Source organism: Anaerotignum neopropionicum, from assembly GCF_001571775.1.
Lineage (GTDB): Bacteria > Bacillota > Clostridia > Lachnospirales > Anaerotignaceae > Chakrabartyella > Chakrabartyella neopropionicum.
Genome location: NZ_LRVM01000001.1, coordinates 288,195 through 310,876 on the forward strand (window position 1 = coordinate 288,195; position 22,682 = coordinate 310,876).

The 22,682-nt window shown below is 42.7% G+C and carries 25 protein-coding genes and 3 tRNA genes; 18 read left to right on the plus strand and 10 right to left on the minus strand.

The genetic code is table 11. The features are described 5' to 3' along the window. Window positions 1–22 precede the first annotated feature (22 nt). The 10 genes from CLNEO_RS01395 (at window position 23) to CLNEO_RS01440 (ending at window position 7,665) form a co-directional block, all read left to right on the plus strand. Entirely contained in the window at window positions 23–229 is a 207-nt protein-coding gene (locus CLNEO_RS01395) for a hypothetical protein (RefSeq protein WP_066083718.1), read from the plus strand. A gap of 103 nt (window positions 230–332) precedes the next feature. After that, a tRNA-Thr gene (locus CLNEO_RS01400) sits at window positions 333–405 on the plus strand. 8 nt (window positions 406–413) lie between these two features. After that, window positions 414–494 (plus strand) — tRNA-Tyr (locus tag CLNEO_RS01405). A 25-nt stretch (window positions 495–519) separates the two neighbouring features. Beyond that, window positions 520–593 (plus strand) — tRNA-Met (locus tag CLNEO_RS01410). A gap of 234 nt (window positions 594–827) precedes the next feature. Then, the gene (locus CLNEO_RS01415; RefSeq protein WP_066083719.1) at window positions 828–1,634 is read left to right on the plus strand and encodes an MBL fold metallo-hydrolase; all 807 of its coding nucleotides are present in this window, start codon (window positions 828–830) and stop codon (window positions 1,632–1,634) included. A 291-nt stretch (window positions 1,635–1,925) separates the two neighbouring features. After that, the gene (locus CLNEO_RS01420; protein WP_066083720.1) at window positions 1,926–2,654 is read left to right on the plus strand and encodes a polyphosphate polymerase domain-containing protein; all 729 of its coding nucleotides are present in this window, start codon (window positions 1,926–1,928) and stop codon (window positions 2,652–2,654) included. After that, the gene (locus CLNEO_RS01425) at window positions 2,647–3,339 is read left to right on the plus strand and encodes a DUF4956 domain-containing protein (RefSeq protein ID WP_066083723.1); all 693 of its coding nucleotides are present in this window, start codon (window positions 2,647–2,649) and stop codon (window positions 3,337–3,339) included. Before CLNEO_RS01420 ends, CLNEO_RS01425 begins: the two co-directional genes overlap by 8 nt. Before the next feature lie 14 nt (window positions 3,340–3,353). Beyond that, window positions 3,354–5,381, plus strand: coding sequence for a carbohydrate-binding domain-containing protein (locus tag CLNEO_RS01430; RefSeq protein ID WP_066083725.1), 2,028 nt, complete (start codon window positions 3,354–3,356; stop codon window positions 5,379–5,381). Window positions 5,382–5,731: 350 nt separating this feature from the next. Next, window positions 5,732–6,406 (plus strand): response regulator transcription factor, encoded by a 675-nt coding sequence (locus CLNEO_RS01435; RefSeq protein ID WP_066083726.1) that lies wholly within the window; start codon window positions 5,732–5,734, stop codon window positions 6,404–6,406. Beyond that, window positions 6,403–7,665 (plus strand): sensor histidine kinase, encoded by a 1,263-nt coding sequence (locus CLNEO_RS01440; protein WP_066083730.1) that lies wholly within the window; start codon window positions 6,403–6,405, stop codon window positions 7,663–7,665. Before CLNEO_RS01435 ends, CLNEO_RS01440 begins: the two co-directional genes overlap by 4 nt. A 322-nt stretch (window positions 7,666–7,987) precedes the next feature. Here CLNEO_RS01440 and CLNEO_RS01450 read toward each other — a convergent pair whose 3' ends face one another. Next, window positions 7,988–8,353, minus strand: a complete 366-nt coding sequence (locus CLNEO_RS01450) for a hypothetical protein (RefSeq protein ID WP_066083735.1) — start codon at window positions 8,351–8,353, stop codon at window positions 7,988–7,990. Window positions 8,354–8,497: 144 nt separating this feature from the next. On the opposite strand from CLNEO_RS01450, the gene CLNEO_RS01455 reads away from it, so the two are divergent. Then, a complete protein-coding gene (locus CLNEO_RS01455) occupies window positions 8,498–9,157 on the plus strand; it encodes a Crp/Fnr family transcriptional regulator (protein ID WP_066083738.1) in 660 nt (219 codons plus the stop codon). A gap of 49 nt (window positions 9,158–9,206) precedes the next feature. Here CLNEO_RS01455 and CLNEO_RS01460 read toward each other — a convergent pair whose 3' ends face one another. Genes CLNEO_RS01460 through CLNEO_RS01470 form a run of 3 tightly spaced genes read right to left on the minus strand, consistent with a single transcriptional unit; the run spans window position 9,207 to window position 10,174 of the window. After that, a complete protein-coding gene (locus CLNEO_RS01460) occupies window positions 9,207–9,779 on the minus strand; it encodes a 4Fe-4S binding protein (protein ID WP_066083739.1) in 573 nt (190 codons plus the stop codon). After that, window positions 9,772–9,972: a 4Fe-4S binding protein gene (locus tag CLNEO_RS01465; protein ID WP_066083741.1), complete on the minus strand. Its 201-nt coding sequence runs from the start codon at window positions 9,970–9,972 to the stop codon at window positions 9,772–9,774. Before CLNEO_RS01465 ends, CLNEO_RS01460 begins: the two co-directional genes overlap by 8 nt. A gap of 1 nt (window position 9,973) precedes the next feature. Beyond that, window positions 9,974–10,174: a 4Fe-4S binding protein gene (locus tag CLNEO_RS01470; RefSeq protein WP_066083742.1), complete on the minus strand. Its 201-nt coding sequence runs from the start codon at window positions 10,172–10,174 to the stop codon at window positions 9,974–9,976. A gap of 121 nt (window positions 10,175–10,295) precedes the next feature. On the opposite strand from CLNEO_RS01470, the gene CLNEO_RS01475 reads away from it, so the two are divergent. Further along, window positions 10,296–10,814 (plus strand): C-GCAxxG-C-C family protein, encoded by a 519-nt coding sequence (locus CLNEO_RS01475; RefSeq protein ID WP_066083743.1) that lies wholly within the window; start codon window positions 10,296–10,298, stop codon window positions 10,812–10,814. 15 nt (window positions 10,815–10,829) lie between these two features. After that, window positions 10,830–11,870, plus strand: coding sequence for a stalk domain-containing protein (locus tag CLNEO_RS01480; protein ID WP_066083746.1), 1,041 nt, complete (start codon window positions 10,830–10,832; stop codon window positions 11,868–11,870). Window positions 11,871–12,024: 154 nt separating this feature from the next. Here CLNEO_RS01480 and CLNEO_RS01485 read toward each other — a convergent pair whose 3' ends face one another. The 6 genes from CLNEO_RS01485 to CLNEO_RS01505 all read right to left on the minus strand — a co-directional run bounded on the left by CLNEO_RS01485 (window position 12,025) and on the right by CLNEO_RS01505 (window position 19,301). Then, the gene (locus CLNEO_RS01485) at window positions 12,025–12,747 is read right to left on the minus strand and encodes an MBL fold metallo-hydrolase (protein WP_066083747.1); all 723 of its coding nucleotides are present in this window, start codon (window positions 12,745–12,747) and stop codon (window positions 12,025–12,027) included. A 128-nt stretch (window positions 12,748–12,875) separates the two neighbouring features. Beyond that, the gene (locus tag CLNEO_RS01490) at window positions 12,876–15,995 is read right to left on the minus strand and encodes an efflux RND transporter permease subunit (protein ID WP_066083748.1); all 3,120 of its coding nucleotides are present in this window, start codon (window positions 15,993–15,995) and stop codon (window positions 12,876–12,878) included. A gap of 3 nt (window positions 15,996–15,998) precedes the next feature. Continuing rightward, complete coding sequence (locus CLNEO_RS01495; RefSeq protein WP_066083750.1) at window positions 15,999–17,108, minus strand: efflux RND transporter periplasmic adaptor subunit; 1,110 nt, start codon at window positions 17,106–17,108, stop codon at window positions 15,999–16,001. After that, window positions 17,105–17,584 (minus strand): MarR family winged helix-turn-helix transcriptional regulator, encoded by a 480-nt coding sequence (locus CLNEO_RS01500; protein ID WP_066083753.1) that lies wholly within the window; start codon window positions 17,582–17,584, stop codon window positions 17,105–17,107. The genes CLNEO_RS01495 and CLNEO_RS01500 overlap by 4 nt, the downstream gene beginning before the upstream one ends. Window positions 17,585–17,702: 118 nt before the next feature. Then, on the minus strand, window positions 17,703–17,903 hold the full coding sequence (locus tag CLNEO_RS15630) for a hypothetical protein (RefSeq protein ID WP_157723447.1): 201 nt from the start codon (window positions 17,901–17,903) through the stop codon (window positions 17,703–17,705). A gap of 249 nt (window positions 17,904–18,152) precedes the next feature. Further along, the gene (locus CLNEO_RS01505; RefSeq protein WP_201032840.1) at window positions 18,153–19,301 is read right to left on the minus strand and encodes a M20 metallopeptidase family protein; all 1,149 of its coding nucleotides are present in this window, start codon (window positions 19,299–19,301) and stop codon (window positions 18,153–18,155) included. 123 nt (window positions 19,302–19,424) lie between these two features. On the opposite strand from CLNEO_RS01505, the gene dapD reads away from it, so the two are divergent. From dapD to CLNEO_RS01530, 5 genes are all read left to right on the plus strand, one after another. Then, window positions 19,425–20,135 carry a 2,3,4,5-tetrahydropyridine-2,6-dicarboxylate N-acetyltransferase gene (gene dapD / locus CLNEO_RS01510; protein WP_066083758.1) on the plus strand — a complete coding sequence of 237 codons (711 nt, stop codon included), beginning with the start codon at window positions 19,425–19,427 and terminating at the stop codon, window positions 20,133–20,135. A gap of 131 nt (window positions 20,136–20,266) precedes the next feature. Beyond that, entirely contained in the window at window positions 20,267–20,695 is a 429-nt protein-coding gene (locus tag CLNEO_RS01515; protein WP_066083759.1) for an immunoglobulin-like domain-containing protein, read from the plus strand. 211 nt (window positions 20,696–20,906) lie between these two features. Next, complete coding sequence (locus CLNEO_RS01520; protein WP_066083761.1) at window positions 20,907–21,146, plus strand: DUF2508 family protein; 240 nt, start codon at window positions 20,907–20,909, stop codon at window positions 21,144–21,146. Window positions 21,147–21,171: 25 nt separating this feature from the next. Continuing rightward, the gene (locus CLNEO_RS01525; protein WP_066083762.1) at window positions 21,172–21,414 is read left to right on the plus strand and encodes a pro-sigmaK processing inhibitor BofA family protein; all 243 of its coding nucleotides are present in this window, start codon (window positions 21,172–21,174) and stop codon (window positions 21,412–21,414) included. Between the two features lie 227 nt (window positions 21,415–21,641). Continuing rightward, on the plus strand, window positions 21,642–22,655 hold the full coding sequence (locus CLNEO_RS01530; protein ID WP_066083764.1) for a rhomboid family intramembrane serine protease: 1,014 nt from the start codon (window positions 21,642–21,644) through the stop codon (window positions 22,653–22,655). Window positions 22,656–22,682 lie beyond the last annotated feature (27 nt).

Below are 22,682 nucleotides of genomic sequence, written 5' to 3' on the forward strand. Positions count from 1 at the left end.
GTTTTGGAAAAGGAGTAAAAATATGCAGGATTTTCTAATTTTGGCAGGACAATTTTTTATAATTTTGTGCATTCAGTCCATACTAGAAGTAATGTCATCTTCCAGAAGGCAGTACCATTTGCAAAAACCCATTGCCCTTGGTTGCTATATTGCATCCTTGCTTTTAGTGCTGCGCTTTATGCAGCAATATTTGGCGGATATTTTAAACTCCCTGAGTCGACTTTTTTAAAATATAAGAAAAAGAAATGGTTCATTTGACGAAAGAAGAAAATGCTTGACGAAATATAATTCCTGTGTTATTATATTATTCGTACTCGATTTACGGGTATCTTGCCGATGTGGCTCAATTGGCAGAGCAGCTGACTTGTAATCAGCAGGTTATCGGTTCGAGTCCGATCATCGGCTTTTTATATGGGTGGATTCCCGAGCGGCCAAAGGGGGCAGACTGTAAATCTGTTGCGATAGCTTCGAAGGTTCGAATCCTTCTCCGCCCATAGTAACTTCATAATTTTTTATTGCCGCGGAGTGGAGCAGTCCGGTAGCTCGTCGGGCTCATAACCCGAAGGTCGTCAGTTCAAATCTGGCCTCCGCAATTGTGATAAAAAGGCTTAAAACCTAGGTTTTAAGCCTTTTTTCGTTGGGCATTTGTGTTTAAGGTTTCCTTCCCCTCGAAAATATGCTAATATAATTTTAGATTTTCCAAGAAAAAATAGCCCTCAAAGGAACAAATACCAAAATTCATGAAAGAAGTGATACTGTGCCTCCAAAGAATCGTTTTTCCTCTATACAAAGTTAAAATAAAAATTGTATAGAGGAGTGCATAATAAATGAATCGACTGAAAAAACCAATGATTACCGTTGAAACCATCAAAGCAATGGAGGATATGTCATTTTTTATCCATGCCCTCATTTTTGATGACCTATTGATTGTCGCACAAAGAGAAACCAATTGCTTTGTACTAAAGTCCAAGGAAGGGCTGATAGTGATTGATGCCATTTGGCCCGCAAAAAAGGCATTTGAAGCCATCGTTCATGCAATAAAAGAGGTGGGATGGAACCCAGATACCATCAAAAAACTGGTTTTAACCCATGGACATGTGGATCATACAGGCTGCGGAAGGTGGTTTGTTGACCAATATCATGTGGAGACATACCTCTCCCAGGTGGATGATATTTTCTGGAAGGAGCATCCAACAAAGCCGGATAGACCGGAAACGTGGAAGGATTATTCCATTAGCCATTACCTGAAAGATGGTCATAGTATCACCCTTGGCGATAAAACAATATACGTTTATGCCACCCCTGGTCATACCCCCGGATGTATGAGCTACATCTTCCCTGTAAAGGAAAACGGAGAAAAGCATATGGCGGCCCTGTGGGGAGGGGTGACACCGCCTTGGGAAAAAACCGCAGTGAAACAATATCTGAAATCTTTGGACTACTTTATGGCTGGGGCAATAGAAAAAAATGTGGATGTGGCTTTAAGTAATCATACTGCAATGGACAATGGCCTGGAGCGTATTCAATATTCTCAAAAAAGGCTGGCATATATGCCTAACATCTACATCCTTGGGAGCGAAGGATTCAAAAAATATTGCGAAGTATTTCGTACAATGAGTTTAGACAAATTATAATTATATAGGAAGAAAAACTCAACCTATGGGTGGAAGCAGAAACAAAAAGTATATATAGAAAAGCAAGAAAAGTCCCGGAAATGAAAGCTTTCGGGGCTTTTTTTATGAAAACAATACCGTTGAATGCCTTTTTTCATTAAAATTGCAAGCTTTATATGGCTAAAAGCTGTTTGTAAAATTCTTGTAAAATAATTTTTAAATTTAAAGTAGATTTTAGGTTTCCCCAATATACTTGGTCTTGGAAAACGGAGTAAAGCCTGCAAAATAACAGCAGGTAAGGAGGCGAAAGCAATGGGAACACCAACAACATTTAAGCGTAAGGAAGTTAAGTATTTTATTACTTATGATCAAAGAATTAAGCTGCAGACTTTGATGGAGGAGCATATGTCCCCCGACAGCTTTGGAAGATCAACGATCATGAATATTTACTATGATACGGATAACAAGGAACTGATCCGTCATTCCATGGAGAAACCCGTTTATAAAGAGAAGCTGCGTGTGCGAAGCTATGGCACAGCCACCCCTGAATCAACGGTTTTTGTGGAATTAAAGAAAAAATACAAAGGTATTGTTTACAAAAGAAGGGTTTCTATGAGCCAGGGGGATGCAAAGCTTTGGCTGGAGCGGGATGATATGCCGCCAAAGGATTCCCAGATTATTCGGGAGATTGATTATTTTACTCATGTATATACCATAAAGCCAGCGGTATTGCTTTCCTACGAAAGAGAGGCTTTTTTTGGCAAAGAAGATCCCGAATTTCGAATGACCTTTGATGACGCCATTCTTTGGCGGGATTATGATATTTGCCTTTGCAAAGGTGCCTACGGCAAGGCAATTTTACCCCCAAAAACGCAGCTTTTAGAAGTAAAGGCAGGAATGGGAATGCCTATGTGGCTAACAAAATTTTTTAGCGAAAATAATATTTTTGCAACCAGCTTTTCAAAGTATGGAAAAGCATATACCCAAATGATACAAAAAAATAAGGAAAATATTGAAAGGAGAAATAGATACAGTGCCTAATTTATTAACAGAAAACATTTTAAGTGGGACAACAGAAACAGGAATTACATTTTTACCCTTTATCCTTTGCATTGTGGCTGCGTTATTCATCGGGTTTTTGATTGCTCTTACTTACAAGAAACAGGGGAAAAGCTCCCCGGGTTTTTTGGTTACATTAGCCATTTTACCAACTGTGGTTGGTATGGTAATCCTTATGGTAAACGGAAATATTGGCGCAGGGGTTGCTGTTGCCGGAGCTTTTAGCTTGGTGCGTTTCCGTTCTGTTCCCGGTACGGCAAAGGAAATTTGTGCAATATTCATTGCGATGGCAGCAGGGCTTGCCGTTGGTATGGGATACTTAATTTTGGCGATTTTATTCACAATAATTCTCTGTGTGGTTGAAGTATTTTACAGCACAGAAAAAATGCAGAATTTTTATGGAAGCACACAGCAAAAACAGCTTCGCATCACCATCCCTGAGGATTTGGACTATGCCGATGTTTTTGATGATATTTTTGTAAAGTGCTTTAAAAGCTATGAGCTTACCGAGGTAAAGACCACAAACCTGGGCAGCCTATTCCGTTTAACTTATCTTGTAACGATAAAGGACGGCGTGGCAGAAAAGAAGATGATGGACGCAATTCGCGTTCGCAACGGGAACTTAGAAATCAGTCTATCCAGACCTTTAAACCACAATGAATTATAAGGAGGACATTTAATATGAAGCAAAGAAAAAGAACGGCTTTGGCCGTCGTAACCATGGCTTGCTTATTATGCAGCTGTAATCAGGCAACGGCAAAGGGTGAAACAACAGATGTAGCAGCAACTGACACAACAGCAACACAGCTTACAGCCCTAAACCCCGAGGATTTATTTACAAGCCGAGATAAAGCGGCAACCTATGATGAAAGCGAGGCTGTTTCTGTTGCGCTAAGCACCACAAAAGCCACCACTTCCGACAGCTCTAAGGTGAGTATCAGCGGAGCAAAAGTAACCATAAAGGAGGAAGGTGTTTATGTTTTAAGCGGGCAGCTGACCAATGGGCAAATTATTATCGACGCCGAGGATACCGACAAGGTTCAGCTGGTGCTAAAGGGTGTAACCATTAATTGTGATACAAGTGCTGCCATATACGTTCGTCAGGCGGATAAGGTGTTTATCACCCTGGCTGCAAACACAACAAATACCCTTTCCAACAAAAACGAGTTTGTTGCCATTGATGATAACAGCATTGACGGTGTTATTTATGCAAAGGATGACCTCACGATCAACGGCAGTGGCACCTTAACCATCAACGCAGCCTACGGCAGCGGCGTGGTTGGAAAGGATGACCTTACCATTACAGGAGGTACTTATAAGGTTACTGCGGCGGCGCATGGCTTTGCCGGAAAAGATAGTATTGCCATTGCAGATGGTACCTTCCAGATAACTTCTGGCAAGGATGGCTTCCACAGCGAAAATAAGGATGACGCCACAAAGGGCTTTACCTATGTGGGTGGCGGCAGTTATACGATTACAGCCCAAGGCGATGGCTTTGATTCTGCGGCAATTTTGCAGGTTGATGATGGTACCTTCCAAATCAAAACAGGCGGCGGCGCTACTGCTACCCTAACGGATGCGGATGCCAGTGCAAAGGGGATAAAGGCAGGTGGAAACCTGTTGCTTACAAAGGGCACCTTTACCTTGGATTGTGCAGATGATGCTTTTCATTCCAACGGGAATTTGACGGTGAAAAATGGTACCTATACCATTGCTACAGGAGATGACGGCTTCCATGCCGATGCAGCTACAATTATTGAGGATGGCACCATTAATATTACAACCAGCTACGAAGGCATTGAAGGCGAAACCGTGCTTATTTCCGCAGGTACGATTCATATTGTTGCATCCGATGACGGTATCAATGCGGCAGAAAGCGGCGAGGATACAGAAGATACTGCAATGGGTGGCGGGCAAAACCCTATGGCAAACGGCGAAAGACCGGCCTTTGATGCAGCAAATGCACCTACAGAAAACGGCGAAAGACCAACCTTTGACCCTGCAAACGCACCTACAGAAAACGGCGAAAGACCAACCTTTGACTCTGCAAACGCACCACAGGCAAACGGTCAAGCCCCTGCTGCTGATGGAACTGAGACAGCAACAGAAAATGCAAATTTTGGAGGCGGACGCATGGGAAATGGCGGCGGCTTTGGTGCAAATGCAAATTGTGACATCACCATTAGCGGTGGGAAAATTACCCTTGATACAAAGGGTGATAGTATAGATTCCAACGGAACAATCAACATTACCGGCGGAGAAATTTATATTACAGGAGCTGAAAGCGGCGCAGATTCACCCATTGACAGTGATGGCAGCGTTACGGTGACAGGAGGAATCATTGTTGCCTGCGGTTCCAATGGAATGTTTAACGGCTTTGGTACAGACACAACACAGGGTTGGGCACAGTTTCATTTAACCTCATCCCAGACAGGTGCAATCACAGTAAAAAGTGGGAACACAACTATTTTAAGCTATACACCAACAAGAGCTTATCCTACGGTTTTGATTTCCAGTCCACTGTTAAAGAGTGGCTCCACCTATACTATAACCATGGGCTCTGAAACCCAGACCTTTACCATGGATGGATTAAGCTATACCTCAGGTACTGCAACGAATTCTTTTGGCAACAGAGGGAATAATGGTACTATGACGGGAACGAAGCCCGATAGAACTACAGCCCAAAACGGCACACAAACGACGAAATAACAGCTTCATAAAAAAATATCCCTTCCCACTTGGCGTAAAATGGTGGATTCTTTATAGACACACAAAATTTGTGAACCAAGGGAAGAATTTTATAAAAAAATTTGTTACATAAAGCAGTTAAAAACTACGCATTATGGTTGTAAATTAAAAAAGATTAAAATTTTAACTTCATTTAAGCTTTCAATGTTACTATGAGTAAGCAAAGTATTTGACCCCCATCAATATTTTACTCTTATTCAAAATATTGATTAAAAAAGACCTATTGCTAATACAGATAGGTCTTTTTTTCAAAATGAAGTATGTTACAATAGAAAAAAAGATTAAGATTTACCAACCGGAGGTGAGAACCCATGCGTATTTTATTGGCCGAGGATGAAAAAGAGCTTTCTAACGCTTTGGTAACCATTTTACAAAGAAGCGGCTTTTCTGTGGATGCTGTTTATGACGGGGCCGATGCCTTGGATTATTTGGAGGCGGACAATTATGATGGCGTGATATTAGATATTATGATGCCCAAAGTGGATGGGCTGACGGTGTTAAAAAAGCTGAGGGAGAGAAAGAACCCTATTCCCGTATTAATGCTTACAGCCAAATCCGAGGTGGACGATCGGGTTTTAGGGCTAGACAGCGGTGCAAATGATTATTTGACAAAACCCTTTGCCATGAAGGAGCTGATAGCTAGATTGCGGGCGATGACCAGAAAAACAGAGGTTGGGGGAGATAATCAGTTAACCTTTGGAAATATAACACTGGATCGCAGCACATTTGTCCTTTCCACCGAAGCGGGACAGCTTCGTCTAATGGGCAAGGAATTTCAAATGATGGAATTGATGATGCTGAATCTCAATCAGTTGATTTCTGCGGAGCGTTTTTTGGAACGCATTTGGGGCTATGATACCCAAGCGGAGCTGAGTGTGGTTTGGGTTTATATTTCCTACTTGCGCCGACGCTTAAACACGGTAGGAGCAAATGTGCAGATTAAATCTGCCAGAAATTTGGGCTATACACTGGAGGTTAAAGCATGAGCAAAAAATTGAGGCTTCGCTTTATTGCAATTGCATCCTTAAGTGTATTTATCGTACTTTTTTCCTTTCTTGTGTGCATTAATGTTTGGAATTACAGCAACATGACGGATAATGCAGATAGAACATTATCTGTCATTGCAGAAAATAACGGCACTTTTCCTAAGGTACATAAGGACAAGCCTAAAAGCCAGCCGATTCCGGAAAATAAGACGGAAACCGAAGGTCAGCCTGTTCCGTCAAAGCGAATGGATTTTACCCCGGAGGATCCTTTTTCAACCCGATATTTTTCCGTTACATTAACTGAGGATTTAGAGCAAACGGGAATGAACCTGAATAACATTGCTGCAATCTCCATAGAGGAAGCAACGCAGATGACCAATTCTGTGATGGAAAAGGGGAAGACAAAAGGGTTTTGGGGTGCCTATCGCTACTGTATTACAGAGCTGGACGAGGGCAAGATGGTTGTTTTTCTAGACTGTACTAAGGACTTATTTTTTATGAACAACTTTTTGCTAAACAGCATTTATGTTGGCGGCGCAGGGTTTTTTGCTGTTTGCCTTTTGATTATTATTTTTTCAAAAACAGCCGTACGGCCTATGACGGAAAGCTATGAAAAGCAGAAAACTTTTATCACCAATGCGGGGCATGAATTGAAAACACCCTTGTCTATTATCGATGCAAACACAGAGGTCATAGAAATGGAACACGGGGAAAGCCAATGGACACAAAGCATAAAGCATCAGATAGAACGTCTTACCCGCTTGACCAATCAGCTGACCACCCTTGCAAAAATGGAGGAAGGACAGGTGCAAATTTCTATGGAAAGCCTTGATTTTTCCCAGATTATTACAGAGGTTTGCGATGAAATGGAGGCCTGTGCCCAAGGACAGGACAAGACCATTCAAGCGGCTATTTGCCCCAAGGTAATGGTAAACGGGAATGAGGATCAGCTGCGCCAATTGATTTATATTCTTTTGGATAATAGCGTGAAGCATTCAAAGGAAAATTCGCCTATTGAGGTGGCACTTTCTTCCGGTGGGAAGCTAACCATAAAAAATAAGGCTTATTTAGAGAAAACTGGGAATATGAATATTCTTTTGCAGCGTTTTTATCGCACCGATGCCTCAAGAAGCAGGCAAACGGGAGGCTATGGCTTAGGTCTTTCCATTGCAAACGCCATAGTTGAGCAGCATAGAGGAAAAATTTCCATTATGGCATTAAATGAGGATACCTTGGAAATTACGATTACATTAAGATAAAATAAAAGCATCTCTTTGGTTGTACAAAACAACGAAGGGGATGCTTTTTTGCTATAAATATGGAACCTTTAATTCCTGTATCCGGTTTTGTATTATTTCCCCATCGCCCCAGTACCCATGATTTTAACGCCATTGCCCAGGGAGATTACCCGAGAGATAAATTGAGGGCTGACAGCCATATGCACATAAACAAGACAGCGGGTTTGGCTGTGCTTTTGTACTATATCCGCACCCGCATAGGGATTGAGCATAGAAAGGCTTCGGTTTTCATAAAATAAATGAAAGTTTTGCTTTTTTAAAAAGCATAAAAAACCAAAAAAAATTATTTGTTAAAGGCTTGAAAATCAATACCGTCCTCTCGCATATTTTCCAATAATTGGGCATGGAAAAAGCAGCAGCCGTAGCAAGGATAAAGGAGCATATGGCTCTCCATGACCAAAACAAGACTATCCTCTGTGGCCAAAAAAGGGCTGTCCTTTGCGACCATGGGGGCAATGCGCCCGATTTCTAGGCCGGAAGCTGCCCCCAAAATGACGCAAACCGCCCTGTTTTTTTCGCCATATAGCTTTTCGCCCTTTTTCAAGGAAATAAATTCCCCCGAAAAGCAATCCAGCATAGTTTCCAACCCTTGGGGGGCAATTCCCCGAAAAAGGGGTAGTTTTTGTAAAAGCGCTAATTCAGATTTCATCTTTTGTACCTCCGTCTATGTTATGGCTGGATTTTAGCATGAAGGAAGGGCTGCGTCAAGGAAGGTGTCCTTGACAATATTTAAACAATAACATAAAATCAAAGCAAGCGAAGCCATTGTATCACCAAAAAAGGAGGAGGATATATGTTTCCCAATGCAATAGAAGGGCTGCCCTTTTTTCCCCATCTTACAGAGAACGAAAAAGATTATTTACAAAAAAATATAAAAATTCTGGAGTTTGAAGAAGGTGATTTAATTTATACCCCCATCAAAGGGTCCTTAGGTATGGTGCAGGTATTGGAGGGTGCGGTGCGGGCCTATTTGATTTCCGAGGAAGGAAAAAAAGCAACAATTTTCCGCCTGCGTGAGGGGGAGTTTTGTATGCTGACTATGGCCTGTGCCATGTCCCAAATTACTTTTGATGTCGAGGTGGAGGCCTGTGCAGACTGCCGCCTTTTACTTGTACCCACAGAGGTTTTTGCCGATGTAGAGCAGCAAAATATTTATGTAAAAAACTTCTCCCTAGAGTTAATGATGGAGCGCATGTCCTCTCTCGTGGAAGGAGTACAGCAAATGATGTTTTTGAACTTAGAGCAGCGTCTGGCAGCCTATCTTTTGGATGAAAGCAGTCAGCGCAAAAGCGACGCCCTTTATTTAACCCAAGAGCAAATTGCAGAAAACATCGGCAGTGCCAGAGAAGCGGTCAGCCGCACGCTAAAGCGGATGAAGGAAAAAAAACTAATTTCCGTAGAACGTGGCTGTATTCATTTGCTGGATAAAAAAGAGCTGTATGCTATTTTATAAATCAGGGTATCATTGCTGCCAACGATACCCTTGGAGGGGGATAAAAGAATTACTCCTTATATTTTGCTTTACATACAAGCTGTGTCATCGTCCCCATGGGGCAGTAAACGCACCAGCTGCGGGGGCGGAATAAAACCATGGTCACCAGTCCTAGCAAGGTTGAAGTAAGCATAAGGCTGTAAAAGCCAAAGGCAAACTGCTTTACCCAGTCGGCAATCGGCGCAGCCGAGGCGGCGAAGTGCCAAGGCAGAGAAAAGCTCCAAAGTAGGGTAATGGTTTCTCGTAAACCATGGGTGCCTGCGAAAACCAAATAGGTGGAAAACAGCATATTGGCAAACATGGTGAGAAAAAATACCAAAAATCCATAACGGAACCATTTGCTGTAAAGCCATTTGGGAATGGGCAGATTTTTTGAGAACCGCTTTCCTAAGATAGAAAGAAGCTGACCTCTGCCGCAATAACGGTTGCAATAGCCTTTTTTGCCGCCGGTCAGGGACATAATGAGGGGAATAAAAAAGCAAATCAACCCAAGCCATGCAAACAAGATATTAAAAAAACCTAGGAAGATATAGAGTAAAGAAGCAATCCATAGATAGTCGTACCAATTTTTTTTCTTAGTCAATGGGTGGAACCTCCTTTAACGAAATGATATCTGCGGGACAGGCTTTCACACACAGCCCACAGCCAATGCAAAGGGACTTTTCTACCTTGGCGAAGATGCCGTTATAAACGGCAATGGCATTTTTCGGACAAGACTTTTCGCAGCAGCCGCAGGATACGCAAGCATTTGCCGCTAAGGTTGCAATTTTTTTCATATCAAACCTCCTGTGTCATAAATAAAGCTTTTTTGGGACAAACCATAGCGCATCTACCGCAGCCGATGCAATTGTCCTCATGAACAACGGGGGCGGAAAAAATGTTTTTTTGGGTCAAAGCCCCCACAGGACAAGCCCGTACAGAGGGGCAGCGGTGGTTTTGGGGACATCGATTAATATCAATTTTTACTATTTTTTTCATATCATAATTCCTTTCAAAAATAAAGCGGGTTTTGTGTTTTTATGGTATGATAATAACATAAGACGCATGAGAGATTCCGTAACTTTGTTACGAATGAAAAATATGGATAGGAGGCTTTTTCATGAGTGAAGAACAAAACGAGTTGACGCTGGTGGAGCAGGCAACGCAAAATAGCAGTAACTATTTTCGCCAGGGGCTAAATTGCACAGAATGCATTATGTGTACCTTTTTGGATATCTACAATAAGGATATGCCAAGGGAATGCATGGCGCTGGCAACGGGTTTTGGCTCGGGCATGGGGGAAACAAAAAATACCTGCGGTGCAATCACTGGGGCGGTTATGGCGTTGAGCAGTGTGATCGGCAGAAAGGATCCCTTTGCAAAAGAAACGGTGAGAGAGAGAATTTTAGAGCTAAAAGGCGTTTATTCTCTGGTGGGGGAAATGGTGGAGGAAATTGAGGATCACTATGGAACCTTAATTTGTAAGGAGCTTTCATCTCCACTGGGCGAGTTTGAAGGAAAGGCAAGAAAGAAAAATTGCATGGAAATTATCGGCTATTGCGGCGGTTTAGCCATGAAATATGCCCTAAAGGCAGAGGAACTGGTAAAAGAGGAAGAAATTTTGGCACGGGAAAGCTAAAAAAGAGGTGAAACCATGAAAAAGAGGTTGTTGATGGCACTAACGGTAAGTTTTCTCTTTGCAACGTCGGCATTTGCACATCCGCCCATCAATGTATATGTGGATAGTCAGGCGGTTTCCTTTGACCAAGCCCCTATCATTATAAATGACCGTACGCTGGTGCCCATGCGTGCCATTTTTCAGGCCTTGGGCAGTGAGGTTAGCTGGTATGAGCCTACCAAAACGGTTACTTCAACAAAAGACGGAGATTCCTTTGTTTTGGTTATTGGACAAACAGGGCTCTATAAAAACGGACAGCTCGTCTATAGCATGGATGTGCCTGCACAAATTGTGAACGACAGAACTATGGTGCCTGTGCGTGCCATTGCCGAGGCTTTTGATGCGGAGGTGAATTGGGATTCCGTTGGGTATGTGATAACCATTTTCTCTGCAGAGGATGCAACACAAAACAGCTATTCCACCACAGTTGAGGCAGAGGATGGTACCGTTGTTTTATCCTATAAAATGTCCCTTGCCCAAAGCAGTAATCAGTATGCGGCTCAAATGGAAAAAGTCCTTTTGGCTGAAGCGGAAGAACTTGCCAAAGATTTTGTGAATACTTATGGTGCAAAAGCGAAAAAGGATTATGAAGGGGCAAAGGCAGCGGGCAATTCCTTTGCACCCTATTATTCCGTGGGTTCCTATGAGATAACGAGGGAGGACAGTGCCCTGGTATCCTTTTACGGAACAAGCACTGGGTATACCGGGGGAAGTGAAACAGTGAGGAGTTGTTCGTCCCATACCTTCTCTGCTAAAAACGGGAAGGAGCAAAAGCTTTCTGATCTCATAGATGACAGTCAAAAGGAGATAGAGGCTTTTTGGAGTACCTCCTTTGGTACACTTATTGATGAAAAACCCACAGGTTTTTATTCAGATGCAAAAAAGCGCTTGGAGAAGTGCATGGATAAGGTTGGGTTTTACTTGACGGCAGATGGTATTGCATTTTATTTGCCACCGGAAACCATTGCCCCCAAGGAAGCGGGAATTATTTCGTTTACCATGAAGTATGAATTTTAGGGAATTTTTATTGAATGCATAGAAGCCCGCCCCTTTACAGGCGGCATGGAAACACTGGCCATTTTTGCAAAAAGAATAAAACAAAAGCCTGTATTGTGGGGATTTGCAAGGCAAATCTTAAGCAATACAGGCTTTTTTCTTATTGCGTTGAGGCTCAAAGCTTTTTCCACTCTGCCTTAAGCTCAGCCAAAAGCTCCTCCTTAGTTTGAGGGGGATGGTGTCCCTTGATGGCAAGGCGGAAGTCGATTTTTTCCAATTCGTCAATGTATGCGGTGAGTAAAACCTTATCATAAACCCATTCCTCCCCTTGGGGAACGGAGCAATAGGAGTCCCCCAGAAAGATGACGCTATCTTGAGGAATGATAAATACCACAGAATCCCGACAGTGGGGCGAAACAATTTCTCTTAATATACAGGTAATGTCCCCCAGATCAATGGTCATGGAGCCATTAAAGCTGATTTCCGCCGTTTTTACTTTAATGTCGCTGCGGTGGGTATATTCCTTGCAAATATGGGTGTGGGCAAAAAGGGAATCCTCCCCTGTTTTCAGGCGTTTTTCCATGGCTTCATCATCCCACGCCCAATGGGACATTTTCTCCAGCTCTTTATTGGTTTTTCCTCCGGCAATGGTCGCCGCATTGGTTGCCCAAAGACCAAAGCTATGATCCCAATGGGCATGGGTTATAGAAAGATAGCGGGGAGGCGGAAGCTGATTTTCCTGCAATTTTTCTATGAAGTGATGATGATGGGCAGAGGAATTGCCTGCATCCATCATAAAACCTCCTTTTTCCCCTTTCACATAGCCCAAGGCGGGGCGGTCGGTTTCAGGATCATGCTCCATATAATAAATATGTTCTGATATTTTTGTAAGCTTCATTGTGCGTTTCCTTTCTTGGCAACTTAACATAGCAAAGTACCGCTTATTTTATCAATAAACGGTACTTCCATGCTTACTTAAGTATATCGTTTTTACATAGGAAAAAGCAATACAAAATTTTAATTATGTTATACCGTTGCTTTTTTTTGTGCTTTTAATGCCTTTTTCTCTTTTCGTGCTTCTTTCTTTTGTTTTTTCCGCTCTTTTCTTTCATTCATCCATATGTAAATAATGGGAATAAACACAAGGGTTACAACGGTGGAAAAGGCGAGGCCGAAAATAACACCGATGGCCAAGCTTTTCATCATTTCGCCGCCTTCTCTCATGCTTAATGCCATAGGAAGCATACCCAAAATGGTAGTCAAGGTGGTCATTAAAATGGGGCGCAAACGTCTGGGTCCTGCCGTTACCAAAGCATCATAGCAGCTTAAGCCGCGGCCCATCAGCTGATTTGCATAATCTACTAATACGATACCGTTATTAACAACCATACCGATGAGCATGACAAAGCCCATAAAGGCTGGCGTTGTTATGGTATGCCCTGTAAGGAACAGACCCAAAATACCGCCGGTAATTGCCAAAGGCATGGAAAACATAACGATAAAAGGATAACGCAGGGATTCAAACTGGGAAGCCATAATCATGTAAACCAAAAGCACCCCAATTATCATACAGAGCATTAAGCTTCTAAAGGAATCCATCATCATTTCCATGTTGCCGGAATAAGCGTAGCTGCAACCATCAGGGAAATTATAAGAAGCCATGGCTCCATCAATCAATTTTTGTGCCTCGCTTGCGCTCATATCCTTAGTGTTGGCACTGATTGTAATATAATTCTTTTGGTTTTCGCGAGTAATAGAGGTTGCGCTTTCGCTGATTTCTACGTTGGCAACGTCAGTAAGAGGAATTTGAGAACCGCTTGCTGATGTGACCGTTAGGTTATTTAAGTCCGCCAGATAATTCAGCTGTGTTGTATCGTAGCGCAATACCACATCCAACTCGTTGCCGTCCACCTTATATTTGGTTGCCGTGGTTCCGGAGATTGCCGTGCTTAAAGTATTGGCAATGGCAGCGGTGGTAATACCATAATGGGAGGCCTTGCTTCGATCAATTACAACTCTTGCTTCGGGAACGGTGGTGCCCGTTGAGCCTTCCACATCGCTAAAGCCATTAATATTGCTGATAAGTTCCACAATATCGTTCTCTACGTCCATCAAAACATTATTGTCATAGCCGTAAACATTAAAGGTTACATCGGCACTGCTGCTACTGCCCATTGCCGATTGGGATGCGGATACGGAAAGTTCCATTCCCGGAATATTACCCAATAGCGTTTTGATTTCCTCACAAACCTCTGAGGTACTGCGGCTGCGCTGGTTTTTGGATACCAAATTCATATAAATACTTGCGGCTGCGCTATTGCTGGACATGGAGTCAGAACCGATATTGGCATAAACCGTTTCTGCCTCAGGTATGGTTTGCAGGCGATAAAGGGCCTCCAAAACAACCTCCTCTGTGGTATCCAGGGAAGTGCCGTTGGGCAGGGTAATGGAAATATTAGCTGTACCTTCATCCATTTCCTCCATAAAGTCCATTCCCGTCATGGGTACCGTAGCCAAACTGCCAATAAAGACGAGCAGAATGAGGAGAACCGTTTTTTTACGGTTTGCCAAAGCCCAACGTAGGAGATGGTCATATATTTGGGTGATGTAATCTAAAATTTTATCCCACAGAACAAGGCCGGCGGAGAATTTTTTGTATTTTCGTAATTTTGTTTTCTTATCCTTTTGCAGCATTAAAGCACTTGCCATGGGAACGAAGGTAATGGCAACTACAAGGGAGGATAACAGGGCAAAGGTAACCGAGAAGGATAGGTTTTGCAAAAGCTGTCCGACGGAGCCTTTGGTGAAAGCAATGGGTAAGAATACCGCAACTGTTGTTAAGGTAGAAGCGGTAATTGCCATGGTAACTTCTTTTGCACCGATTTCCGCTGCTTCCTTTGGTGAATAGCCCCGTTCATAATATTGGTAAATGCTGTCTAAAACAACAATAGAGTTGTCAACCAGCATACCAATACCGATGGCGACACCGCCCATGGAGATGATATTTAAGGACATACCCGCCAAATACATCAAGGCAAAGGTGCTTAAGATTGATGTGGGAATGGATACGGCAATAATTCCCGAGGTAACAGGATTTTTTAAGAATAACATCAGTACAAAGAATGCAATCAGGGCACTCAGGAATGCGGTTTGGGTTACGTTTGAAATGGAGTCCTTAATATAGTCTGAGGTATCCATGACAATGCTGATCTTTAGATCAGGATATTCCTTTGAAATTTTATTTAATTCTTTTTCAATCTTATCGCTTGTTTTAACTAAATTTGCCGTAGACTGCTTGTTTACTGCAATCAGCATACCCTTTTGATTGTTGACATAGGAGATGGATTCTTCGTCCTTTTCCGTTTCCACAACGGTTGCCACATCGCTTAGCTGAATAATTGCGCCGGAGGGTGTGGCAATGGGCAGATCCCTGATTTCATCAACAGAGGAGAATTGTCCCATGGTACGCACCTGCAGCTTGGTTTCCCCTTGGGAAAGGGTGCCGGAGGGAAGGTTCATATTTTCTGCGGCTAAAACTTGAGAAAGAGCGCTGATGTTCAAATTGTATCCGGCAAGCTTCGTTGGATCAATGGTAATAGCCACTTCTTTTTCAATGCCGCCGTAGGAATCAATAGAGGCAACACCTTCAATACGCTCCAAGCGGGGCATAATATTGTCTTCCAACAGGTCGTTAAGCTCCTTTAAGTCAAGATGATCGGCGGTAACCCCTAAATAAATGGGGATGGCGTTCATATCTATTTTAAAGATAATAGGATCGTTAACATCGTCAGGTAAAGAATATTTTGCTCGGTCTAGTACATCTCGTAAATCTAGGGAGGCCATGTCAATATCCGTACCGTCCACAAATTGAACGATGATTAACGAAGTGTCGGAATTGGATATGGAGGTTACGGTATCCACGTTGTTTACTGTGCCAAGGGCATTTTCCAAAGGCTTGGAAACAATGTTTTCAATTTCTTCGGGGCCTGCGCCTACATAAGAGGTACTCACCAGCACAACGGGAATGTCAACGTTAGGCATTAAGGACAGATTTAGGCTGGTATAAGCCACAATACCTGCAATAAATACCATCAGCGTCACCATGATTGTGGTGACAGGTCGGCGTATGGAGATTCTGGAAAACATAATTTATTCCCCCTTTGCCGTATTTTCTGAGGAGCTTTCTGCTGAAGCGGCCGGGTCTTGAAGGGCGACCTGTTCGCCGTCGGAAATGTAGGTTTGACCGCGGGTAACTACCAGTGTGCCAGCAGGCAAATCGGAGGTGATTTCAATGGTTTCTCCCGTATCAATTCCGGTGGTTACCAGGGTTTTCTTTGCAATATCACCCTCAACAACATAAACATAGGTTTCATCATTTTTCGTGAGGACTGCGCTTCTTGGCAATACCACAACGGCCTCCGCCTTTTCCTTTGTAAAGCTGACATCAGCCAGCATGCCGGCTTTAATGCTTCCATCCTTGTTGTTAAGCTCAACCTTCACAGAATATGTACCTGCTTGACCGGAGGCAGGACTTATGGTAGAAACCTTTCCAATCAACGGAGTGTCAGAAACGGCGCTCATGGATACTTGCACTTCATCTCCAACGTGAATGGAATTTACTGCCTGTTCGGAAACACCCACCTCAACTTTAATTGTAGAAAGATCCATAATGACATAAGCGGGGGTAGCCTGGCTGATAAAGCTGCCGCGCTCCACATTTCTTTGCACAATAACACCGCTCATTGGTGAGGTGACGGTGCAATCGCCGATTTGTTTTTTCAAAACATCCAAGCTGATATCCAACGCTTCCATACTTGCCTTTGCAGAATCATAGGACAGCTTAATTTGATCCATTTCGTTTTTGGAAATAATGCCTTGTTCCAAAAGCACTTGGTTGTTGTTATAGATTTTTTCTGCATTTTCAAGGCTAAGGGCTGAAGCCTTATAGTTTGCTTCGGAACTGCGCAGCTGGTCGGTCAAATTGGAGGAATCAACGGTAAAAAGAACTTGATTTTCTCTTACAGTATCGCCAACCTCAAAGTTGTAGGACATGACTTTGCCAGCAACGGTGGTAACAACGGAAATCTCTTTTACTGCGGCAGCCTTTCCTGAATAAGAGAACGCATTGGAAATTGAGTCTATTCCAACGGCGGCGACTTCAACACTACGTAATACAGGTGTTTCTTCTTCGCTTGCCCCATTGGCGCAGCCCGCCAAAAGAACAGTACAAAGACTTAAAACAATTAGCTTTTGGTTCATTTTAAGGTTCCTCCTGATATGATTAATTGATTGATTGCACTTAGGTGATGATATAAGGTCTGTTTCGTTTCATCATCAAACGAATCAAAGTAGCTGCTGGTAATGTTCATGAGGGCATTTTGGGTAGCATCCACAGTAGCATTTGCCTTATCGGTTAAACGGAAGTAAATTTTTCGACCGTCATCATCATTGGAAGGCAATTCTTTTTCTAAATAGCCTTTTTTTACTAGCTTTGCAATGCTTAGGGACGTACTGCTTTTGCTAAGGCAAAAAGAATTTGAAATTTGGGAAACGGTATTTATGCCTAAATCTCGAATACAAAGGAGGAAATGAAATTGCTGCATTGTTAATTTTCCTACCTCTCCTTTCCCATTTATGCTAAACACCTGCTCCAAATGAAGCTTGCTCCAAAAGGTGATATTCACCTTTAGACTAAAAAAAAGCTCAGCGATCTTTTGACCGCTTACATCGGACATAAAAACTTCCTCCTCTTTCCACTTGTAAGATGCAACTAATTTTATGATAAAACTATTTTAGTGTCAATCGATTTATGGTAAAAAATTATTAAGAATTGTTAAAGATTTTAATGTGTTTTTAAGCTGGGAAGAAAGGCCATAAATTAAACTGATGAAATAGAAAGGTGCAATTTGTATTTTTGAATGATACAAAGTTGGTAAAAGTCCAAGAAAATATAATGTTATAAATTTTTATAGCTGCAATTGGATGGGGAGCATGAGAAAAGGCATTTTTCCAAGGAAGAAAATACGCAGACTGATGACAAGCCTTGGGTGCCACCCAAACCCCCTTGCTTTTTGAAAAAAGCAAGACCAAAAACTTTTATTAAAACCCCATATTCATGGGGTTTTAGATGGGTCAATGGGTGAAACCCTTGTGGGTGTTTGAGGGGAAAGCCCTCAAGGGTTTGACTTTATTGACAGGCTAAGGCATTTTTCTATGCTTTATAAATTAATTTATTTCGTTGGACATCAGTTTTTGCTTGTCAAAGCCAAGGTTTTTCGCCTGTGTGCTTCTAAAACCACTGGTTTATGTCAGTCCCAATGCCAACAACAAATTCATATAGGTTTCAACGCCAAAGCACAGTATTTTTTCGTCAAAATCAAAATCCCCGCTGTGCAGAGGGTGGATAAAGCCCTTTTCTTCATTTCCTGCGCCCAAAAAGAAAAATAAACCGGGCACTGCTTGTTGAAAAAAGGAAAAATCTTCGGCAAGCATATAGGGCGGTGTTGTCAGATAGCTGTCGCCGCAGGCCTTTTCCAAGGCATGAACCAAGACGGCATCGTTGTTTACCACACGGTACATATGGCGAAAGGCAACAACACCCTCACAGCCATAGCCTTCGGCAATGAATTTAACGGCTGCCTCTATCCTTTGCACCATTTTTTCATAGACTTCGTCGGAAAAAGCGCGCATGGTACCCTCGATGCAAACCTCCTTTGCAACGATATTGCAAGCCTCGCCGCCGTGAATGGAGCCAAAGGATAAAATTCCGCTCTCCAAGGGAGAAATATTGCGGGATAAAATGGTGTGCAGGCCATTAATTACTGCTCCCGCCGCCAAAAGCGCATCTGCCCCCAGATGAGGTTGTGCTCCGTGGGAGCTTTTGCCAAGAATACGCACAGAAACCTCTCCGTTTCGTGCCATCATCCCGCCCGCTCTGCAGGCAATTTTCCCTTGGGGAACATCGGGAAAAATGTGGCAGCCAATGACCTTGGAAATGTTGTATTTTTCAATGATTCCTGCTTCAACCATGAGCCTTGCGCCGCCGGGGCCTTCCTCTGCCGGCTGAAAAATCAAAACCACATCCCCTTTGGGACGCTCCTTTTGTGCCATAAGGTATTTTGCAAAGCCAAGGAGAATGGTCATATGGCCGTCATGGCCGCAGGCATGCATCAAGCCCTCGTGGCAGGAGGCATATGGCCGGGGTGGCTCCTGCACAGTCAGTGCATCCATATCGGCACGAAAGGCAATGGGTTTTTCCGTTCCCTTTCCCCTAATTAAGCCGATTACCCCAGTTTCAAGGCAGCGCTCCACTTCGTCAACGCCCAGTGTATGCAGCATATTTTCTATGTAAGCGGCGGTTTTATGCTCCGAAAGCCCTAATTCGGGAATCCGGTGTAAGTCCCGACGAATTTGTCTAAGCTCTTGCTCCATATTTAAAATAGCTTTTCGCAAAGAAATCCCTCCTTTTTATAATAATTTTTACCATTGTATCACAAAATACGCCCGACGACCTTGGAAAATATTATTTTTTCATATATAATAGGTAATTATATTAACATGAATGGAGGAACAAAAATGAACTACGATATGACAAATCCTTATGAGATCGCAAAATATATTAAGGATGCAAAGAAGGTTACACCTGTAAAGGTTTATGTAAATGGCGATTTAAGTGGTGTGAAAAAAGAAAATGTGAAGCTCTTTGGTAACGGAAGCTTCTGGATTATGCTGGGTGATGCTGCTTTGGTAAAAGAGGTTTTAGAGGAAAAAGCCGCAGACATTCAGGAATATCATATGGAATATGATAGAAGAAATTCCGCCGTACCAATGCTGGATATTACCAATTTGGAAGCGCGCATTGAGCCGGGCTGTTTTATTCGTGATCGGGTAAAAATTGGAAAAAATGCCGTTGTAATGATGGGGGCTGTCATCAATATCGGCGCGGAAATCGGCGATGGTACTATGATTGACATGAATGCCGTTTTGGGGGCAAGAGCCACCGTAGGTAAAAATGCGCATATTGGTGCCGGGGCCGTTTTGGCAGGTGTTTTGGAGCCGCCTAGCGCAACCCCTGTTGTTGTTGGCGATGGAGCATTAATCGGTGCAAATGCCGTTGTTTTGGAGGGGGTTCAGATTGGTGCAAATGCCGTTGTTGCGGCAGGTGCCATTGTGACGGAGGATGTACCTGAGGGTGCTGTGGTAGCCGGCTCTCCTGCAAAAATTGTGAAGATGAAGGACGAAAAGACGGAAAGCAAAACCCAGATTTTGGATGATTTAAGAAAATAAAGGATGATTGGCTTGGTGAAAATGTTTTGCCAGGCCTTTTTTCATTGCTTGCAAGATACTAAGGGCTGTGCTACCATATGCATAGATTCCTTTTGTGTGGGAAAAAACAGGAGTGGAAAGGAAAGAAGAAAATGAGAAAAGGTTTGGTTTTTTTAGTTTCGGTTTTTTTGATTTTTTTAACGGCGTGTGGCAGTGGGGAAAATGGGGGAACTGTCTATACGGAGGTAAATGTGGAGGATGGAATTTCCTTTGTTTTAAAGGAGGGAACCCTAAAAAGCTCCGGCGCAACCTTTATTTTGACCAATAATACGGAAGGGCCAATCAATTACAGTGCCCATGAATATCATTTTGAGCAGCTGAAGGATGGGCAATGGGTGGAATTTACGGGAACAGCCCAGGCCAACTGGAGTGAAGAAGCAGCTACACTGGAAGCGGGTCAGGAGGTTGAATTAAGCTATGTCTGGAAAACCTTCTGCGGAAGTACGGTAAAAGGTACACAATATCGCTTGATTATTCTGGTCAATGGCAGCGCTGTTGCAGTTGAAATTACGGGGATTTAACAAGGCATCTTTTTATGGAGGATAACCTCATTTCCAAAACAAAAAATATAGCATAATTTCATGATTAAGGAAGCATGGTTCAACGATTTCCAAGACGTATTTTTAGCTTGGGAGAGGGGAAAATGCTTCTTTTTTTTTGAAATCAAATTGCCATTGGAATAAAATTCATTTTTTTTGCTTATATTTAGGGTAATAGGAAGGAGGCAAGCGGATGAACAAAAGGAAACAAAATAAATACAGTATGCTTACGGAAGGAGAAAAATTACTCCTTGCCATTCAGGAAATTCAGACAAGGCTCATCTGCGCCAGACAAGGCTTTGAAGCGGCGACAGATGAGGCTTTGGTTGACAGCTATATTTTCGAAATTACTGCTTTGCAAAAAAAATACGACTTTTTTTTAAAAACGGCAAAGGAAATGGGGTTGACAATGCCTTTCCGAAAGATAGGCTGAAAAAACGCAAGAGGGGGAAGAAAAAATGACAAAAGTGTTAGCAATTATGATTATTAGCTGTCTGCTTATTTTAGCATTGGCCACATTGGCAAAGCCATTAAGGCTTGTACTTCGCTTTATACTTTCTGCTGCACTTGGGGGAGCCTGCCTTTGGCTTTGCAATCGGTTTGGATTACAGGTAGGGGTGAACCCTGCAACACTATGTACAGTGGGGCTTTTGGGGGCACCTGGCTTTGTGGGATTACTTTTTTTAAGTTTTTTTCTATAAATCAACTGTTATTGTTTGACAATTGAATTAAAATGTGCTATATTCGTTTGTGGATAATATTGTGGATAATGCTGTGGATAATCAAATCTTCCCTGTGTACAAATCTTGGTTATTTACAAATTTTTGCAATTAAAATCCTTAAAACGATAGGATTTAACCCCATTTCTTATCTAAGAGAAACTCACTGCGCTGCAGTGAGTTTTTTCATAAAAAAGTAGGTGAAAATTGTGGATAACTTAATTAATTTTATAGAAAAATTTCATGAGCAATTATTGGCCCACAGCTTTTTGCAAGTAAAGGATCCCAATGGGGATAAAATACCGGGAGTTTATATCCGTATGGAAAACCCTGTGTTATATATTTTAGGTGTGTTTGACAAAGAAACCCAGCAAAAAACAACGGCGCTTTTCACTGCCTATACCAAACAGATGTCGGCGGTATTGGAGGAGATGCGCTGTAATCATCTGATCGCCTTGGGAATACTATTGGCAGAGGAGGACGGGGATGAGCCCCCCCTGGTTTTTACAGATGCGCGGATTCATGGCGTAAACTGGCGTTATTCCCTGCAGGAAAATAAGGTTTTTGCCGGAGAAGGAGAGCCAAACCGCCTTTTTGGAATAGAACGCTTATTGTCCCTGGCTAGGGCGGGGGAGGCTGTGGAAACGCCCCTTACGCCTGTCATGAAAAGCGGAAAGCCGTGGGCATGCTTAACAATTTTTGTGGTGTGTGCGTTGCTCCTTGCAGTTACTATGTTTTCCGGAAACGGTGATGCCATAATACAGGTCTTTGGAATTAGCCGAGGGGGCGTTTTGAAGGGGGAATATTACCGTTTTTTCACTTCAATGTTTTTACACAGCGGCCTGCTTCATTTGGCTTCAAACGGCATTTTCTTATATTATTTTGGCGTTAAGGCGGAGTATATCTTTGGGAATTGGCGTTTTTTGGGTTTGTATTTGATTTCTGGTCTTTGTGGTGGAATTTGCAGCATACTGTTTCACGATGTGTTAGCCATAGGGGCGTCGGGGGCCATTTATGGCGTGTTGGGGGCAATGCTGGTGCTGACGAAGAAAAACGGTCCTCGATACACGGGGATGAATTATGCCACTATGCTGCTTTTGGCCTTTACCTCCATAGGTTTTGGTTTTTTGGATATGGGCGTGGATAATTTTGCCCATATTGGTGGTTTTCTTAGTGGAATTCTGGTATTCTTAATTTATCGCAGATATGATAGTAAAAAATAAGGAGTTATCCCCATGATTTCTGTGGAT